Raw genomic sequence first — 16686 nt, forward strand, 5'->3', positions numbered from 1 at the left:
AAGTTGGCGATGCATTGGGTTTGTTACCGTGTGTAACAGGCGATGCGACCCCCGACTTGGTCCAGTGCTTCAAACATGAAGAGCTTCACCATAAGCTTTGGCTGATAGCTTCCCGCGAGAGTTATAGCCGCCCTGCGGTTAAAAAGTTTATGGCGTTCGCCAGCGAGCACTTTAAAGCGTTGACATGAAACAACCATTCAGGCGTTGCCAACAATCGGTGTTCGGATAGGCGTTTGGTGGTTGAAATATGAGCACAAGTTGCTGACGCTAGTCGAAATAGCCTCTTCAACATTCCTGCACGCAAAACTGCCATTCGTTTCAGATGATTGCCCAGTCGCCTTGGTGCGCCTAGCTGCTGAAGCTCCCATGGGACCGGACCTTGGCCGATCCCGGACCAGCCGTTCGAGTATTGCACGGCTGACGGCAAGGGAGAACCCTGTTTTACTGGACCCGCGCCTCCTACGAATGCCCGCAAAACAATACACAGCGGTCGAATTAGAACGTCACGCGCACACGGATCCCCGCGGTTAGAACATCATCGAAGGCGGTGGTGGCAGCGGGATTTTTGACCCACTGAATCGATGGAGTAATCACAAAATTCTGGACTAGGGTGAGGCGATAGAAGGCCTCGGTTGTGATTTGATCGCGCAATGCTGGATTAGACGGGTCGCCCCAGCTGACACCCAATCCGATGACGTCGCTGGCGACCCGATGCTCTGTGTCAATGGCGATGCCGAGCCCAGCGGTCACGTCTGTCTTCATCAGCGACGCATTGCCGTCCGAGTGACCGGCTATGAAGAACGGGAACCACTTGTCGTTATAAAGCCTGCTGGCCAGGAACGTGACACCATTTCCAGCGGGAACGCCCTTGGCCTCCAACGCGTCCTGGTGCCAGAATTGTAAGCGAACCACATCCCAGCGACGTCTGTCCGGCGTGGTCGGCCAGTACCGGAATTCAATCGATTGATAAAACTCTTTTTCACCTATCGTATCGAAGGGATTTCCGGCTGTTGTTGCGTTTGCATCATGTATGCCCGCTACCACACCAAAGTGAGGTGTAAACTCGTAAGCTACACCGCCGCCAATTCCTCGACCGGGCGACGGCTTGGTTAAACTGCTTTGCAAGGCAAGATTCTGGAAGCCGCGCAAGCTCGAAGACAAAGCATGGCCGTTGTACCAGGACAAGGCGCTGATTTTGCCCAGCACGAACCGAAAGCGTCCCTCTGCCAAAGCCTGACGCCAGGCGAGTTCCGTGAACGCAAAACCAAAATCGCTGAACCCTCCAGACGGGGTGATGCCACCATATTGCCCTGCAAGGCTTGTTGGTGGAAGCGTCGTTCCAAGTGTAGTGCGTTCTTCTAAACGAAATGTCAGCTTGCCAACGTTTTTGGTGCCGCGTCCCACCAACGTCCAAGCCCCCTGAAGTTGCAATCGGGCGGCAGCGGCATTGTCTTCGCCCAGCGTCCTGTTCACCTCCTGACGCAAGGATTGATAGCTGAACCCAAGCTCTAGCCCGTACTTGTTATTGATCCGCTTCTTCCAATCGAACCAGGGCGAAAAGAACTTCTGGAATCTTGGGAAAGTGAGAAGGCCATCCACCCGGTGGTTGTCGATCCAAAGTTCCTCTGTGACACTGTCACCTGTCTCAAGGCTCGCGGGCTCTCCATACCCGGACAGCGTCTGGCTCTGGTCTGTCGAACTGGATTGAGCGCTTGCGCAAAAACTGGTCAGAAAAAACAGAATTGCGCTGCTGGTTACCGGGCGAACCACTGGCGAAACGCATCTAAGTGCTTCCAATGTCATTGAGCTTCAGTTCCCGTGAGTGTGTAATACTGGTGCAGGTCATCTCCAACCATTTGCACGGGTGTATCGGTACTTCCTCGGATAGTCAGATCTTCCGAGGGGGTGTTGACCTTAAAGCTCCAGCCCTCGGCGGGCTTTAGTTGGTCCGCAAGGTTGGCAGGGTCACCATCTTTCACCTCTGCGCCATACGCGTTCAGAATGTATGTATTGCCTTCGGAATCGACCAGTTCATAAACAGGGCTGCCAGCCTTGAAGATCATCGTTTGCTGTTTTGCACTCGTATAGGGCTTGTAGGGGTCAGCCCCCTGACCAGACCCGACCGCCGAAAGCGGCAATGTTGCCGCATAGCGCGCGTCGATTCCGCTAAAGGTTTTTGTCTCTCCCATGCCAACCGTCTGGTCATCCATTGCCCAGAAATGCGGCCCGTTAAGCTGGACTTTGCTGGCACCGTGCGCGTCTGCCAGTTCTTCGACATCTATCGCTTTCCAAAGCTCCTCCGGGCAACCAGCCGAGGCGCTGGTGTTGTAGATATCGACCCGGTCGTCAAATATCAGAAGAAACTCACAATAGCGCATGCCCCGAATGTCATTGAGATCGATGGGCTCCAGTTTTTCTTCCGCAGCTGCAAGTCCAACTGAAAATGATGCAAATGCGACCCCATAAATCGCTTGGTTTGCAGTTCGAAAAAACAGCCTGCCAAATGTGTTGAGGTTGCTCATTTTGCCCTCCCATTTTGAACGTTCGGATGAGCGAAAAAAGATCCGAACTGTTAACGAAGATAATCCCCTCTAATCTCATGATTCCAAATAGTTTTACCGTCATAGTTCTCGTAGTTGCTTGGCGCCTCGAAAACTTAGCGAAGCCAACCCGACAAGCCGCTACCGGTCGCCTTCCTCCGACGTCAACACCCTTGTCCCCTTTCCCCATGGGTCCGACCAGGTGGTAAAGTTGCATGATTTGGCGTCATTGGGCCTCGGTTCCGAAGCGCGTGTAATATTGGTGGAAGTCATCGCCAACCATCTGCACAGGCTCATCTGTACTGCCTTCGATGGTCAGGTCTTCGGTGGGCGTGCTCACCTTGAAACTCCAACCCTCCGCCGTGGAAAGTTGCTGAGACAGGTTTGCTGGATCACCATCCTTCACCTCTGCCCCATAAGCATTCAAAGCATAGGTGTTGCCATCTGGATCGACCAGTTCATAGACCGGGTTGCCGGCCTTGAATATCATCGTTTGTTGTTTTGCTGCCGTATAGGGTTTGTAGGGATCGGACCCTGTGCCGGCCCCGATTGCCGAGAGCGGCAAGCTCGCCGCATATCGCGCTTCGATACCTGCAAAGGTCTTTGTTTCGCCCATGCCAAGTGTCTGTTCATCCATTGCCCAGAAATGCGGTCCGTTGAGCTGGGCTTTTTTGACACCGTGCGCTTCGGCCAGTTTTGCGACATCTATCGCCTTCCAAAGATCTTCAGGGCACCCGGCGGAGTCGCTGGTATTATAGACATCAATCCGGTCGTCATATATCAGAAGAAACTCGCAATAACGCATACCGCGAATATCATTGAGATCCACGGGTTCCACTTTCTCTTCCGCAGCAGCAAGCCCGACCGAAATTGAGGTAAAGGCGATCCCAAAGATCGTTCTGATTACAAACTGTAAACGCGGATCAAACGTTTTGATGTTGCCCATTTTTCCCTCCCATATTTAACAAATGATTTGCGAAAGCGTGGATTCAATGGAGAAATGATAGCCTAACGCTTTGATTTCTCCTAACTAACACCTCAAGCCCCTTAGTTGTCGTCAGACGCTTCGGATCTGGCGGCGACGCCGGCCCAGCCAGCCACTCCGGGTCCTCTGCGACCGACGCCGACGCCATGATAGCCTCTCCCGACGCCTCCGCCGGGCCCGATTGTGTCAATGAAGAGTGCTGTAGGTCCTTTGCTTTCAGGCAACTCCCCATCGATCACGGCGTAGCGATAGATCAGGTCCGCGCCTTCGACGACGGGCTCGAACAACTCCAGAACCACAAGCGAATTCTCGTCTTGTCCGGCCTCAAACACAGACAATGCCGCATTGGGCGGCGTCTCGCTGAAGTTTCCGTCACCCTCTGTCCAGGCTTCCAGATACTTGTCCATCGAAATGTGCCCCGCCTTGCGGTATGGACGGTCAGAAAAATAGACGGTCTGCGGATCGATATTGATCAGCCTGACGGTCTTTTTGTCCTTATCAACTTCGATACTGGAGGCAGTCTGAACAAACAAAAGCTGAATGCTTTCTTCTTCAGCAGTCGCAGGCGCAAAATTGACCAGAAATACTGTCGCAATGGGCGCAAATTGACGACCTAAAAAACGTTTCATTAGCAGTCCCTCCGTTTGAAACTCAATGCTCACGCGTGGGATTTGTCTTGGAAACCGGTCTAAACTGCCGATTTCCTCCAATCCCTATGATCGCACAGAATCGATGCCGTTCAACTACTTAATTTCGATATTAGCGGGTCCCCCGGCACAAACTTACCATTTCGCGCCATAGCATGATTTTGGTTTGAGATTGCCTTGCGCTAGTCTCGAAGCATCGCGTTCGGAGATCTAAAGTGTCCAGAATAATTCCAACAATCAGAGCGTCGGCCGCCGCGCCGATATTTCAGTGGCTGTCTCAGAATGATTTTTCATTTGATCAATTTGGTGACCCCGGAGCGTACACATTCCTGATTTCGGATGATCCTCTTCAGGCTGTTCCTCTGCACAGTTTTGCGAGTTTCTTGCGAGAGTTATGTCGACTCAAAGGGCCTGATTTACCAACACGGATCATCCAGGAAACCGGAGATGTGTCCCTTGCAATGATGGCACCAGTCGCTTTTTCGGCAAGCTCGACGGGAGAAGCCATCAATCTCGTCGGTCAGGCGCTGCCTTTTTTCTCGTCTCACGAGCACCTGATGCTTGAGCGGAAGAAGTCTTGCGGGGTTATTCGCCAGTTCTGGGGCACAACTTTCGACGCTGAGACCCTTCACTATCTTCACCAGTTTGCCGCAGCATTGCTTGAGTTATATTTCATTAGGTATTCAACGGCAGATACCAGTATTCGCGAAATTGAAATCACGCCTCATCCATCGAAGGGACTGGCATTTCTCGAAGAGCGCTTTCAAAGCCCTCTACGCGAAGGTCGAAACATTTTGAGTCTGCGGGTTGCTAACGAAGCCCTGGACGCTCCTATCAGTATGCGGGTTGGGGCGGCTCAATCCCCACCACCGTTACCTGAACTCGATTCATTGCGGGGATCTGGTGGTTTGACAGGATCCGTCCAAGTCGTATTGCGGGCGATGCTTGAGACAGGAAGACCAACGTTACCTAAAATTGCCCAGGTCATGGGGGTCAGTCCGAGAACCTTCCAGCGTCTGCTCAAACAGGAAGGTACAAGGTTTTCCCACATTCTCGCCGAAGTCAGGCGTGAGGCTGCCGCAGAATGGCTAGAGCTGGATGAAGGAACTCTCAGGGATTTGGCTATGTCTTTGGGGTATTCCCATCAGTCAGCTCTCACGCGGGCAATTCGACGTTGGGAAGGTCGGTCCCCAAGAGAACTGGCCAAAGCAAAACGATGAGCAGAGGCGCCAACACATGGTGCGACCATCAAAACACGCGGTGAATGAAATTCTTGCTTTGAATAAAGTCCTACCCGCTCAAACATTAAAGCCAGAAGCAGTCCTTAGTGTCCGTTAAGCGAATGGCAGGATAGTATCGCTTAAGCATCCTTGGTTGACTACCAACCGAATGCCCATTTAGTGCGGCTGTTGCGGCTTCACAAAGTGTATTTCTCGGCGTTGAAACGATTGTAACGAAAGAGAAGTTTCTTGCCAAATTTAGCTATTTCTCATCCGTCCTCACGGTATCTACTATTGCCCTATGAGCACTCCCACGCGCGATAGCGCAACCGGCTCAAGTGCTCCGGGGGGCGCATAGGGATTTGCGAAGGAGTAAATCAAAAACAAGGTAATTCCGTTATAAATACCGAACAAAGCCACGAATACAATGTTCAGGCCCGATGGCGCGAACGCAAAAAAGCTGATGGAAATAATGACAAGGCCGGCTATCGCCGCGAACCAAAAAGGTGCCTGGTTTGAACGGTTTGCTATGTTCAGTCGCTTGCTGCGAATTTGGTCCAATTCACGCGTGTTAGCCACCAGGCTATCATGCAAGCGCTTTTGAACTGCGGTATCGGACGTCAGGTGGAGGGAACCTTGGTACACCTGCAACCAGGCGATCCGTCCTGCATCAGCAGAACCATCTGCTGTTGCAAGTTCTGGCCATTCCTGGTTCACCACCACATCAATGTAATTCTTGGCTCCGGCCAAGATGTCCTCGCTCCCCTCCCCGGCATGCAGCTTTGCATCGGTGACAATTTGCAAAACAGTGTCTGCTTCAGAGCCCAGATCACTCTGCAAACTCCGATAGTCCAGGGCGAGTTGGGCAAAGACCAGACCCAAGATCAAAGCGTGTATAGCCGATACCCGGCTTAGAATTGAGCCAGAAAGCTCTTTCGTTACCGCATCTGGTTCGGGGCCAACCAACCAATGAGAAACATGGTAAACGAGCAGGATCGCAATGACAGTTCCTGCGATAAGGACAATTGCGGTCAAAAGCGTTTCATTCATCTGCAAACACTCATTCTGCCGGGCCACCAGGTGATGGCGAAAAACATCGGATCATACCAAACAAAACGCACGACACTGAAAAAACAGTCAAGTCACTTCCCTCAAAGGCGTGCAGGACAGGGCAAAGTGGAAGCAGAGCGCTAATTTCTTTGGAAAGCAGGCCATCAAGCTCTCCGTTTTACCTAAGTTAAGGTTGAAGGCACCTTGTGAGCTCGCAGTGCTACATCGGCGTCATAAATGCACCGCGACTTGGGGTGTTCGCGCCCCGGTGCCACAGATTTTGCGCCGGGGCGTTCTTCAAACATCAGGCTCATTTACTTTACGATTTCAGCCTTCGGTGCTTTCCAGGTCTTCATCTTTTCCAGATCGGGCTGATAGATCCGCATGATGATGTCGATCCCCAGATTCTCACGGGTGATCGGAAGCCAATTCTCTTTTGGAACTCCGTCAGGTTGCTCGGCCGCGATGTGGATCTCAATCCCACCGTCCGCGTTCAGCTTCATACCGGCGTTTTGACCTACGCTGTATTTGTCTTCTTTGTTGGGGATGAAATAGCCATGCTTGGTGTCGTAAAGCGTGGCTGACCAAAATGCGATTGCCGGGGGCATCTCGTCCTTGGTCATCTTGATGACATAGTCATTCTCGGCATTCATCGGCTTGCCGTCCGTCGTGGTGATGCCTGGATACATCGCCTCGCTGGCTGGCTGGCCCAGTGGCCCGACAACGGATTGCAGGAACATTGTATCGATATCAATCTTCCCTTTCGGCTGGAACACTTTGTAGAGGTAAGGCGCGACCTCTTTCGGCGAATTCCAGATGGAATTCTCTGCGGCATACATTTTGGCCGCGGTTGCTGCCAGACGTTTGTAATCCACTGTTTTTGGCGCGTTCGGATCAAAGTCCTTGCCCGGCTCAACCCCAACCTGCTTGAGCGCGGCTAGCGCTTCTTTGTCCATTTCATACTTGTCAGGGTCGAACGTGGTGTAGTTGAACACCCACTGCATCACTTCCAGGAAATTCTCAGCATAGACATTCGCGTCTGTTGAGTATTTCGGCGTGTTCAGGGGGGTTACGGGTTTGGCAGGTTTGCCCTGGAACTCCGACAAGGTTTGCAGTTTGACTTCCTTGATCGCTGCCATGTTTGCTTTGAATTTAGCCGGGTCGTTTGCCTGCGGCATGACGCGAAGAAAGGCTATGCCAAAGTCGCCGGACATCTCGAATATCTGGTCGACGCCATCGACCTTTTCCCCGGAATATCCGTCGGTACGTTCAGAATAGTAGAGAATCCTAGTCGGTTTCTTGAAGTCACCTTTGGCCGTGGCAAGGGGAATGTTGACGTAATGATCTGTCGCCGAAACCTCCAGCGAGACGAATTTGGAATCGAAGGCCGGATACTCGATCACCACCGCGTCGTCGCGCATGTCCAGCATCGAAAGTACATAGAGCGTATCATTATTTGGGCGCGGAAGGGCGCGCACAGACGCATTGGCCAATCCCTTCGGATATGCCGTCTTGTTCCACCCGCCCGAGGCCAGCGGGTTTTTGGGATCAAGCACGAAGTTGTTGAGCGTATTGAACAGCGCAACATACTGTGTGGAGCGTTTCACCAGATTTTCCAGTTCCGCATCACTCAGTTGTTCCGCTTTCAATGGGAGTGCAACGGCGAGCCCGATGGCGGCGGCCGAAGCTATAGTCTTCATAATTTTGTTCATAATTTCCTCCGGGTTATTTTTGACTTCGAATTCAACTGTTTTTGGACGGCGCGGGCGCAAACCCTGGCATTTTTCAATTTAGCAATATGTCAATTTGACACTTGAATAACTCCAATTCTCACAGTTTTACAAGTAGTTAAGAAGTGGCGGCATTTACTGTCTTTCCTACTTCATCGCCGGACAGTGGGGCAGAGTGGCATTATGCGCGGGCGGCCAAATCAAACGATCAACTTCAACCTCAAAACGTTCTCGATTGTGTCGGGATGAGACCACATTCCATTTCAGAATTCTGACCATTTCGCGCCACACCGCATCTAAGATTTCCCCTTGTTAGCCCGGCATCGATAGATAACCGGGGTTACCCCGTTCCAACCTACAAATGCCCGCGTGAAGCTGCCGGGGTTTTTGTAGCCCAACCGTTTGGAAATTGACGCGATAGAAATCTTGGAATGGGCAAGCATGGTCAATGCAGCATGATTTACAGCCTGGTCGCGTATTCCCGAAAATGTGAATCCTGACGCGTTTAGGTATCTCTGTAACGAGCGGCGACTTATTCCCAATTCATCTGACACGCGTTGGACCGTTGCCCTGCCGTCTCGTGACTGAGCATCCACCACATCCATAAGAGCGACGATGTCGATCCCTCTTTCTGCATTTCGGCGCGGCATACACAGCTCCCCGATGGCTCGCATTCTCGGCTTAAATAGTAGGTGGCGCAGCTGCCGGTGTCTGACCATTACGCGCCGCCGTTTGCGGTGATTGCGGGCTGGCGTGTTTTGTGCATAGTCTTCAAGGGCGTAGAACAGCCAAATGCCGGAAACCAGCCGGGGAGGAGGAAGTTCTGGATGAGACCATTACCTTTGGTTCGCGCCGCGCACCTTCTCACCTATACGTCTTCTTTGCGTGAAATCGGCGCTCCGGTTGATCGAGAGTTGGAACGCGCAAAACTCCCTACACTTATCGAAGACAATCCGGATGCGTATCTCAGCCTGCCGCAGGTGTTCGAGTTTGTCGGCCAGTGCAGTCGAGATCTGGATATTGTTGAGTTTGGTCACCACGCGTCACTGTCAGCAAGGATGTCCGGTCTTTCCCAAAAAATGCAATCGGCTTTGATTAACGCGCCCTCGGGTCTGGCGCTTGTTCAGGCGTTTGCAAGTGTAGCACCTATTGAAAATACGGCCATTTCCGTGGGCGTTCAGTCAGAGGGGTCTGCCTATCGAATTTATTTCGATTTAGTCGATTTTCGCGACCATTGCGCGTTGGCCGGACCGGAATGGGTCGCGGTGCATTCAATTATCGAAATCCTGCGCAGTGTCTGTGGCGCAGAATGGTGTCCCGATGAAATTACAATCATGTCGCAATCCGAAGGCCATATCTCGACTGAAGCAGCGTACCCGAACACCAGAGTTCAGTGTGGTCAACAGCACACCTCTGTCACAGTTCCAGTGTCTAGCTTGGCAATTCCTTGTATCTCGCCTACCGAGGATGGGTCTACTGAGGTAACTTTGTTTCCAGAAAGGGTCGACTTCGTCGGAAGCCTCCGGCGAGTTGTCGCTCCTTATCTTCAGGATGCTTACCCACCCCTGAATCTCATGGTCGAAATCACAGGGATGTCGCGCAGAACTCTTCAACGAACGCTGGCCCGACATGGCAAAACCTACTCCTCTGTTGTTCAGGAAGCGCGGTTCCAGAACGCCTGTTTGCTGCTTGATGATCCTGTTGCCAAGATAATCGATGTCGCGTTTGCTGCGGGTTACGAGCACCCACAACATTTCACGCGTGCATTCAGGAAATACACAGGTCTGACACCAAGCCAATATCGACAAAGACTATCGACCGAGGGTTAAGGCCGTGCGAACTGAAGGTTCGGCTTTGTGTGCTCTTTGATTGTATTGAACAATACGACGTGCAGTTAGCTGCCATTGGAGCAGGTGCAGCGAAAGGTCACTTTGTCCGCATAGCTGACACCGTTTAGTGCTGCCGTCGTTTTGATGTGATGATGGTGTCGTCGACTTTCCCGAGCCGTTAATCAAAAAAAAACGCCCGCCAAATTGGCGGGCGTCTGAAATCTGCAAACTGTGCGATCCGAACTTAGCGGCGGATGCCCAGCTTTTTGATCAGGTCCTGATAGCGCGCTTCTTCCTTGCCTTTCAGGTAGTCCAGCAGCTTACGGCGCTGGGCGACCATTTTCAGCAGACCGCGACGACCGTGGTTGTCTTTCTTGTGGGTCTTGAAGTGCTCGGTCAGGGTGTTGATGCGCGAGGTCAGGATGGCAACCTGTACTTCAGGCGAACCGGTGTCGCCCTCTTTGGTGCCGAATTCTTTCATGACGCGTGCTTTTTCAGCGGCAGTAATCGACATCGGGGTCTCCTTCAAAGGTTAGAGTTGATGGCGCAGGCCGGGATGTCGTCCAGCGCAGGCCCATGGAGAGAACCGCACCGATTCCGATGCGGATGCGGATGCGGATGCGCGCGTATATGCGCATTTTCGGCAAATGGCAAAGGGATTCTGTCGGGTCAGCCCAGCGCGGTCAGTTGCGCCAGTTCGGCCTCAGAGATCAGCTGAATGTCGTCGGCGGTCAAACCCTCGGCCCCCAGCAGCTGCGCCACGTCCTGCCCGTCGACCAGCACATGGGTCAGGTTTTCGTTCTGGGCATCGTTCTCGATCCGGATATCGGGGTCTTCGGCGCCGTCCCAGGACACGAACAGCTTGTCCTGACCGGGTTGGAAATCCATCACCGTCACGGCCTCATCCTCGGGTTCGGGGTCAAGGATGATGTCATCGGCGTCATCGCCGCCGGTGACGATATCCCCGCTGTCGGCCAGAATCGTATCTTCTCCGGCGCCGCCATTCAGGAAGTCGGGGGCCTGTTCGCCCTCCCCATCGTCACCGGTCAGGATGTCATCGCCATCCCTGCCGAACAGAACATCCTCACCCGCGCCGCCGCGCAGCGTGTCGTTGCCATAGCCACCATGCAGTGCGTCATCGCCTTCGCCGCCGTCCAGCGTGTCATCGTCCTGACCGCCATGCAGCGTATCGTCGCCTTTACCGCCGTCCAGCTGATCCGCGCCGAAATGACCATAGAGTTCATCGTCGCCGTCATCCCCTTTCAGCAGGTCATCGCCACCCTCACCGTGGAGAGTGTCGTCGTCGTCCCCGCCCGAGACGGTATCCGCACCTTCGCCCCCGTACAGCACGTCATTGCCCGCGCCGCCAAAGATCGCGTCATCTGCGCCGAAACCGTTGATCTGGTCGACGCCGTCCTGCCCGGTCAGGACATCTGCATCCTCGGTCCCGGCAATGATCAGATCGCCTTGGAACTCCGATATGATGGTCCCGGTCGACGGGTCGGGGTCTTCGGGCTTGGCGGTTTCGTCCACTTCACCGAATTCATCAGGGGGCAAGGCGCCTTCGACGCTGTCATCAATCTCGAGGAAATTGCCCTCGGTCACCTCGTCGATCTGGTCTTCGGAGATTTCGTCCTCTTCAGGCTCGTCTTCGGGTTCGAAAACGTCGCTCATGGCATAGGCGGCGCCACCGACGGCGGCCAGTCCAAGCAATCCGATCAGAAACATAGGAACCCTCCGTGAACGCACTGGTCCAAGGGTAAATGTCTCATGGGATCAGTCACTTGGTCAAAGCCGGACTGATCTTGTGGTTAATCTTTTGTCACCACGCTTCGGGCTGCTGGGTGTAGGCGATATAGAGCGGATGTTTCGGGTGCCCGCCCTTGGTTAGCCCCAGATGAAACAGCGGCTGGCCGGAGCCGCGCAGCAGGGTTTCGACTGCCGGGCCACGGTCGAGATGCGCGCCATGGGTGCCCCAGGCGGCAATGACCTGATCGGCCCATTCAACACCATCCAGAATCGCCGCGTCATTTGCGGGACCCACCGGATCAGCCGCAGCGCGCATCTTGCGCGGGTCGGTGTCGCGCCAGGCAAAGATGTTGGTAACCTGAAACGCCCCGAACCCCAGCGCCCGGGCACGGCGTTCGCAGCGTTCGACTGTCGGGTCGTTCTGAACCTCGGTCGCGGTCGAGGGGTTCAGCATTACGAACAGCGCTTTGCGCCCTTCAGGGTCCCACACGCGGGTCAGGCTATAGCGATACTTCTCGCAGTCGGAATAAATGGCGGTCGAGGGCGCATCGCCCTTTGTGTGGGAACGGGTGATCATGCCACCCGCCTAACACGCCGTTCAGGCGACGAACACCCGGCTGGGATGCAATTCACCGGATTTATAGATGCCCACGGCGACCGCCTTGCCATCCAGCGAGGCCCAGGCCTTGTCACCGTATTCCACGTCCGAGGCCAGCACCATGCCCGGGTTGCCATTGCGCAGACGTGTGGCGCCTTCGGGGGTGCATTTCAGCTCGGGCAGGTCGGCGAGGCCGACCTCTAGCGGATGCAAGTACTCGTCCAGCGCGGTGGTCTTGGCCATTTCGTCGACTTGTTCGATGGACAGGCCATCTTCGACTTCGAACGGGCCGGACCAGATGCGGCGCAGTTCCCGCACGTGGCCGTGGCATCCCAGCGCCGCACCCAGATCACGTGCGATCGAGCGGACATAGCCGCCCTTGCCGCAGGTCATCTCCAGCACGACATGGTCTGCGTCAGGGCGGTCGACCAGAATCAGCTCCTCAACCCACAGGGGTCGGGCGGACAGTTCCACGTCCTCTCCGTCGCGGGCCAGTTTGTACGCGCGCTGCCCGTCGATCTTCACGGCCGAGAACTTGGGCGGCACCTGCATGATGTCGCCCAGAAACGGGGCCAGCGCCTGTTTGATATCATCGTCCGAGGGGCGCGCATCGCTTTCCGCAATCACCTCGCCCTCGGCATCATCGGTGTTGGTGGCCTGCCCCAGACGAACAGTGAAGGTGTAAGCTTTCAACGCATCGGTGATGTAGGGCACGGTCTTGGTCGCCTCACCCAAGGCCACCGCCAGAACGCCGGTTGCTTCGGGGTCCAGCGTGCCCGCGTGGCCTGCTTTCTTGGCGTCCATCGCCCAACGCACCTTGTTGACCACGGCGGTCGAGGTCATGCCTGCAGGCTTGTCCACCACCAGCCAACCGGAAATGTCGCGGCCCTTGCGTTTGCGTCCCATGCTTCACCTAGATTCTTGCTGAGGCGCGCGAGTTAGCGGATCACTCTGCCGCTGTCAATTTGTGGGCATGTCTTCGACTACACCCACGATCGGCCCCAGCGAGAACCCAATATCGGAACGGTTGCTTGCCCGTTCGTACATCCGGGAAATATTGCCGTCGAGAAACAGCGCGTTCGGAGTTTTCAGAACATCCCGGAACAGGCTGCCGAATTCGTGAAAGGTGACATAGTCGTCCGAGATCGCAAACACCGTGCGCGTGCCATCCTCGCTGGTTCCCACCCCGTTGCGCACATAGAGCGAGGTCGAATCGGGCAGGAAACGCGGATGCAATTCTCCGTCGATCACCAGCATCGGGCCGGATTGGGTGGCAAAGCGGCAGCCGGGCGTCTGGTCGAGATAGTCCAGCGTCTCAAACACATCGGCGCGACCTTCCCGGATGCAGAACACGCCGTTGGGTAGCAGACCGAAATTGCCAGGGCCCGCATTCGGGATCACCCGCATCTGCTCCTGACCCTCTTCGACATAGTGGCCCACCGGAGAACGGTCGTCGTGATACATGCCAGCGTTCATTGCAAAGGCCAGCCGTTTGCCTCCGGGGGCAAGTGCTTCGTTCACCGAGGAGAAATGCCCAAGCAGATCGCCGTTTTCATCGTTCAGGAACAGGCGCAGGTCTTCGGAGGCAGCATCCACCTCGCAGATGGTGTACCGCTTGTCCTCATGGGTCAGCTTTTCACAGGTGACCGCAGAGGCTTGCGCCGCCCAAAGGACCGCGCCCAAAGTGGCCAGTGCCCGGATCACTCGTCCAGATCGCGGCGCACCGCGTCCTGTTCGAACATGCGGCGGGTGTCGTCCAGACGGTCAAACGTGTCATCCAGCCGGAACCGCAGATCGGGCGAGAATTTCAGGTTCAGCTTCTTGCCGATCACGCGCCGCAGTTCACCCTTGTTGCGGGCCAGCAGGTCGATCACGTCTTCCTGCCCTTTGCCGCCCAAGGGCAGCACATAGGCGGTGGCGATCTTCAGATCGGGCGAGGTGCGCACCTCACCCACGGTGATCGACATGCGGTTCAGGTCAGGGTCGTGGACATCTCCGCGCGCCAGAACCTCGGACAGGGTGCGGCGGATCAGTTCGCCGACGCGCAGCTGTCGTTGGGACGGGCCGGGGCCATCGTGGAATTTGTTCTTTGCCATTCCCCCGATCTAAGCGCAAAGCAGGGCTTTGCCAAGCGGGCGCGAACGGGGTAGGAGGCTTTGAGCCGACTAAACGAAAAGGACCAGCGCAATGACCCATATTCCGGGGATCGTCATCACAGGGGCTTCGGGCCGTATGGGGCAGATGCTGATCAAGACCGTGACGGACAGTGATCAGGCGCGTCTGGTCGGTGTGGTCGAACGTGCGGGCCATGACTGGATCGGTCAGGACGTGGGCGAGGCGATGGGTGGTCAGGCACTGGGCGTCAAAGTCACCGATGACCCGCTGGAGGCGTTTGCGCAGGCGCAGGCGGTGATCGACTTCACCGCGCCCGAGGCGACGCTGGAATTTGCCGCTCTGGCCGCGCAGGCGCGTTGCGTGCATGTAATCGGCACTACCGGCATGACGGATGAGCAGATCGCGGCGCTGGAGCCGGCCTCGCGCCACGCGGTGATCGTGCGGGCCGGAAACATGAGCCTTGGTGTCAACCTGCTGGTGCAACTGACCAAAAAGGTCGCCGCTGCGCTGGATGAGGATTTCGATATCGAGGTGATCGAAGGCCACCACCACCACAAGGTCGATGCGCCCTCGGGTACCGCGCTGATGCTGGGCGAGGCCGCTGCCGAGGGGCGCGGCGTCAATCTGGCGGACGTATCCGACCGGGGTCGCGACGGCATCACCGGCGCGCGTCAACGCGGCAATATCGGCTTTCACGCCATTCGCGGTGGCGACATCGTGGGTGAACACGACGTGCTGTTTGCGGCCCCCGGAGAACGCATCGTGCTGCGCCATCTGGCCACCGACCGCGCCATCTTTGCCCGCGGCGCGCTGAAGGCGGCGCTGTGGGGGCAAGGTAAGGCGCCGGGTCAGTATGACATGGTGGATGTGCTGGGGTTGTAGGGCTAAAACTGCGATCTCGCATAGCTATATACGACAATCACCGCGATCCAGAACAGTGCAGCCGTTATCCAGGACAAGATCCCCAAGGTGAACCCAAGGAACAAATTCCTGTTGGGTACAAGGCGTATAGCATTGGGTTTGTGCTGATCCCAGCATTTTTCGGCCATGAAAAAGTGACTTCCCGCTCCATAGGCGTTCAAAATGATCCGTCTGCGCGAGGGCGGGCTGCCGCGCGTTCTAGTCCAATACTCAACAAACTCATCCTTGAAGTTGAATACTGGAAAGACCGACGCGAGAAAAATCATGGCGACAAATAACGACAGGCCTAGGAGGACGAAGCAGCCGAGTATGAATAACAGCGCAGTCAGCAAATCTGTCTCCTTCAAATGGCCTAAAAGATATATTCTGTATCAGCGAAATGAAACCAGTCCGGGCGGCTCGGTGCCTTCCTGTTCGACCTGTGCAAATAAGGCACCCAGCCGCTGATCCCAGGTTGGGAACTGGCCGGTGACCGCATAAGTCAGGCGCTCGGCCCCGATGGAAATTCCTAACGGGGCTGCTTCACCACTAATCACGATCTCACCGATTTCGGTCCAGTTGTCCGTTGGGGGATAGGTCGTGGGTGCGGATTCTTTCATATCGCCGAGGCGGTAATAGACGCCCATTGTCACGATGTAGTCTTCGCCAAACGGATCGGGAAAGAAAAAGCCGGAGGCATCGCGGGCCGCCAAGGCTTCGGCCTCGTCTCGCAGCAGGACTTTTTCCGCAAAAGGCAGGCCCATCTCGTCCAACACTGGGCGCATGTCGTCGGATTGTGGCACACTGACAAAGGCGATGCGGGACGGGTCGAGGCCGAACCCCTCGGTCAAAAGGCGCATCATCAGGCGGGTCGTGGCCTGACCATCGGCATTCGCGGGGTGACAGCCGACCTCGTGGAACAGGGGCAGCACGTCCGGGCGGTGTTGCTCGTCCACATCCGCTACCCGCGCCAAGGGCTGGATGACAAAGGCATTGGACGGCAGGGCGGACTGATCGAAATCGTGCCGCAGCCCACCGTTATACTCTGCGTCCCCCGATACAATCGACAGCGGTTCGGATTCAGTGAACCCAAGCTCTGCGAATAACGCTTTCAGGCGCGTGAGCGTCTCGCTAAAGCCCTGTTCGAACGCTTCATTCTGGTCTGTCGCCGCAAGCGAGACGCGCGGCAGCAGCGTTCCGACTGTTGCCACGGTTCCCAACTGGACAACTTTACGTCTGTTCAGTCCCATCTGATGGCTCCCGTACCCTTTGGACGTGGGTCGAGCGTAACACAGATGTCGGCGGCAAGGGTTAAGGGATTCT

The 16686-nt window shown here is 55.5% G+C and carries 19 protein-coding genes; 4 read left to right on the forward strand and 15 right to left on the reverse strand.

All coding sequences use genetic code 11. The features are described from left to right. Positions 1-188, forward strand: a 188-nt coding sequence (locus tag ACR0KW_RS21425) for a hypothetical protein (RefSeq protein ID WP_480806821.1), incomplete at its 5' end; no start/stop codon positions are given. A gap of 307 nt (positions 189-495) precedes the next feature. Here the strand turns inward: ACR0KW_RS21425 and ACR0KW_RS21430 are convergent. The 4 genes from ACR0KW_RS21430 to ACR0KW_RS21445 form a co-directional block, all read right to left on the reverse strand. Continuing rightward, positions 496-1803 (reverse strand): carbohydrate porin, encoded by a 1308-nt coding sequence (locus ACR0KW_RS21430; RefSeq protein ID WP_480806822.1) that lies wholly within the window; start codon positions 1801-1803, stop codon positions 496-498. After that, entirely contained in the window at positions 1800-2522 is a 723-nt protein-coding gene (locus ACR0KW_RS21435; protein WP_480806823.1) for a hypothetical protein, read from the reverse strand. The genes ACR0KW_RS21430 and ACR0KW_RS21435 overlap by 4 nt, the downstream gene beginning before the upstream one ends. Before the next feature lie 244 nt (positions 2523-2766). Continuing rightward, on the reverse strand, positions 2767-3486 hold the full coding sequence (locus ACR0KW_RS21440; protein WP_480806824.1) for a hypothetical protein: 720 nt from the start codon (positions 3484-3486) through the stop codon (positions 2767-2769). Between the two features lie 101 nt (positions 3487-3587). Then, on the reverse strand, positions 3588-4154 hold the full coding sequence (locus tag ACR0KW_RS21445) for a hypothetical protein (RefSeq protein WP_480806825.1): 567 nt from the start codon (positions 4152-4154) through the stop codon (positions 3588-3590). A gap of 233 nt (positions 4155-4387) precedes the next feature. Here ACR0KW_RS21445 and ACR0KW_RS21450 point away from each other — a divergent pair, with 233 nt between their 5' ends. After that, a complete protein-coding gene (locus tag ACR0KW_RS21450) occupies positions 4388-5392 on the forward strand; it encodes a helix-turn-helix transcriptional regulator (protein ID WP_480806826.1) in 1005 nt (334 codons plus the stop codon). 291 nt (positions 5393-5683) lie between these two features. Here ACR0KW_RS21450 and ACR0KW_RS21455 read toward each other — a convergent pair whose 3' ends face one another. The 3 genes from ACR0KW_RS21455 to ACR0KW_RS21465 all read right to left on the reverse strand — a co-directional run bounded on the left by ACR0KW_RS21455 (position 5684) and on the right by ACR0KW_RS21465 (position 8891). Continuing rightward, positions 5684-6442: a bestrophin-like domain gene (locus ACR0KW_RS21455; protein WP_480806827.1), complete on the reverse strand. Its 759-nt coding sequence runs from the start codon at positions 6440-6442 to the stop codon at positions 5684-5686. A gap of 314 nt (positions 6443-6756) precedes the next feature. Then, on the reverse strand, positions 6757-8154 hold the full coding sequence (locus tag ACR0KW_RS21460; RefSeq protein WP_480806828.1) for a DUF1214 domain-containing protein: 1398 nt from the start codon (positions 8152-8154) through the stop codon (positions 6757-6759). 314 nt (positions 8155-8468) lie between these two features. Next, on the reverse strand, positions 8469-8891 hold the full coding sequence (locus tag ACR0KW_RS21465) for a helix-turn-helix domain-containing protein (protein WP_480806829.1): 423 nt from the start codon (positions 8889-8891) through the stop codon (positions 8469-8471). Between ACR0KW_RS21465 and ACR0KW_RS21470 the strand changes: the two genes are divergently transcribed. Further along, the gene (locus ACR0KW_RS21470; RefSeq protein WP_480806830.1) at positions 8880-10001 is read left to right on the forward strand and encodes a helix-turn-helix domain-containing protein; all 1122 of its coding nucleotides are present in this window, start codon (positions 8880-8882) and stop codon (positions 9999-10001) included. The genes ACR0KW_RS21465 and ACR0KW_RS21470 overlap by 12 nt on opposite strands. 244 nt (positions 10002-10245) lie before the next feature. On the opposite strand, the gene rpsO is transcribed toward ACR0KW_RS21470, so the two are convergent. The 6 genes from rpsO to rbfA all read right to left on the reverse strand — a co-directional run bounded on the left by rpsO (position 10246) and on the right by rbfA (position 14444). Continuing rightward, positions 10246-10515 (reverse strand): 30S ribosomal protein S15, encoded by a 270-nt coding sequence (gene rpsO / locus ACR0KW_RS21475; RefSeq protein WP_170382052.1) that lies wholly within the window; start codon positions 10513-10515, stop codon positions 10246-10248. A gap of 155 nt (positions 10516-10670) precedes the next feature. Continuing rightward, positions 10671-11729: a calcium-binding protein gene (locus tag ACR0KW_RS21480; protein ID WP_480806831.1), complete on the reverse strand. Its 1059-nt coding sequence runs from the start codon at positions 11727-11729 to the stop codon at positions 10671-10673. Positions 11730-11823: 94 nt separating this feature from the next. Further along, the gene (locus tag ACR0KW_RS21485; RefSeq protein WP_480806832.1) at positions 11824-12327 is read right to left on the reverse strand and encodes a DUF1643 domain-containing protein; all 504 of its coding nucleotides are present in this window, start codon (positions 12325-12327) and stop codon (positions 11824-11826) included. Positions 12328-12348: 21 nt separating this feature from the next. Beyond that, entirely contained in the window at positions 12349-13254 is a 906-nt protein-coding gene (gene truB / locus ACR0KW_RS21490; RefSeq protein ID WP_480806833.1) for a tRNA pseudouridine(55) synthase TruB, read from the reverse strand. A gap of 54 nt (positions 13255-13308) precedes the next feature. Beyond that, the gene (locus ACR0KW_RS21495; protein WP_480806834.1) at positions 13309-14052 is read right to left on the reverse strand and encodes a phosphodiester glycosidase family protein; all 744 of its coding nucleotides are present in this window, start codon (positions 14050-14052) and stop codon (positions 13309-13311) included. Then, positions 14049-14444 carry a 30S ribosome-binding factor RbfA gene (gene rbfA / locus ACR0KW_RS21500; protein WP_170401134.1) on the reverse strand — a complete coding sequence of 132 codons (396 nt, stop codon included), beginning with the start codon at positions 14442-14444 and terminating at the stop codon, positions 14049-14051. Before rbfA ends, ACR0KW_RS21495 begins: the two co-directional genes overlap by 4 nt. Positions 14445-14535: 91 nt before the next feature. Here rbfA and dapB point away from each other — a divergent pair, with 91 nt between their 5' ends. Beyond that, a complete protein-coding gene (dapB, locus tag ACR0KW_RS21505) occupies positions 14536-15345 on the forward strand; it encodes a 4-hydroxy-tetrahydrodipicolinate reductase (protein WP_170326387.1) in 810 nt (269 codons plus the stop codon). 2 nt (positions 15346-15347) lie between these two features. Here dapB and ACR0KW_RS21510 read toward each other — a convergent pair whose 3' ends face one another. After that, positions 15348-15716 carry a hypothetical protein gene (locus ACR0KW_RS21510; RefSeq protein ID WP_480806835.1) on the reverse strand — a complete coding sequence of 123 codons (369 nt, stop codon included), beginning with the start codon at positions 15714-15716 and terminating at the stop codon, positions 15348-15350. A gap of 39 nt (positions 15717-15755) precedes the next feature. Continuing rightward, on the reverse strand, positions 15756-16613 hold the full coding sequence (locus ACR0KW_RS21515) for a hypothetical protein (protein WP_480806836.1): 858 nt from the start codon (positions 16611-16613) through the stop codon (positions 15756-15758). Positions 16614-16686 lie beyond the last annotated feature (73 nt).

Source organism: Ruegeria sp. CG11 (genome assembly GCF_056537245.1).

Excerpts from the sequence above, each read along its gene's own strand:
- ACR0KW_RS21460 (WP_480806828.1), bottom strand. The coding sequence starts at position 8,154 with ATGAACAAAATTATGAAGACTATAGCTTCGGCCGCCGCCATCGGGCTC.
- ACR0KW_RS21515 (WP_480806836.1), bottom strand. The coding sequence starts at position 16,613 with ATGGGACTGAACAGACGTAAAGTTGTCCAGTTGGGAACCGTGGCAACA.
- dapB (WP_170326387.1), top strand. The coding sequence starts at position 14,536 with ATGACCCATATTCCGGGGATCGTCATCACAGGGGCTTCGGGCCGTATG.
- ACR0KW_RS21440 (WP_480806824.1), bottom strand. The coding sequence starts at position 3,486 with ATGGGCAACATCAAAACGTTTGATCCGCGTTTACAGTTTGTAATCAGA.
- ACR0KW_RS21435 (WP_480806823.1), bottom strand. The coding sequence starts at position 2,522 with ATGAGCAACCTCAACACATTTGGCAGGCTGTTTTTTCGAACTGCAAAC.
- ACR0KW_RS21480 (WP_480806831.1), bottom strand. The coding sequence starts at position 11,729 with ATGTTTCTGATCGGATTGCTTGGACTGGCCGCCGTCGGTGGCGCCGCC.
- ACR0KW_RS21430 (WP_480806822.1), bottom strand. The coding sequence starts at position 1,803 with ATGACATTGGAAGCACTTAGATGCGTTTCGCCAGTGGTTCGCCCGGTA.
- truB (WP_480806833.1), bottom strand. The coding sequence starts at position 13,254 with ATGGGACGCAAACGCAAGGGCCGCGACATTTCCGGTTGGCTGGTGGTG.
- ACR0KW_RS21455 (WP_480806827.1), bottom strand. The coding sequence starts at position 6,442 with ATGAATGAAACGCTTTTGACCGCAATTGTCCTTATCGCAGGAACTGTC.
- ACR0KW_RS21485 (WP_480806832.1), bottom strand. The coding sequence starts at position 12,327 with ATGATCACCCGTTCCCACACAAAGGGCGATGCGCCCTCGACCGCCATT.
- ACR0KW_RS21445 (WP_480806825.1), bottom strand. The coding sequence starts at position 4,154 with ATGAAACGTTTTTTAGGTCGTCAATTTGCGCCCATTGCGACAGTATTT.
- ACR0KW_RS21465 (WP_480806829.1), bottom strand. The coding sequence starts at position 8,891 with ATGGTCAGACACCGGCAGCTGCGCCACCTACTATTTAAGCCGAGAATG.
- rpsO (WP_170382052.1), bottom strand. The coding sequence starts at position 10,515 with ATGTCGATTACTGCCGCTGAAAAAGCACGCGTCATGAAAGAATTCGGC.
- rbfA (WP_170401134.1), bottom strand. The coding sequence starts at position 14,444 with ATGGCAAAGAACAAATTCCACGATGGCCCCGGCCCGTCCCAACGACAG.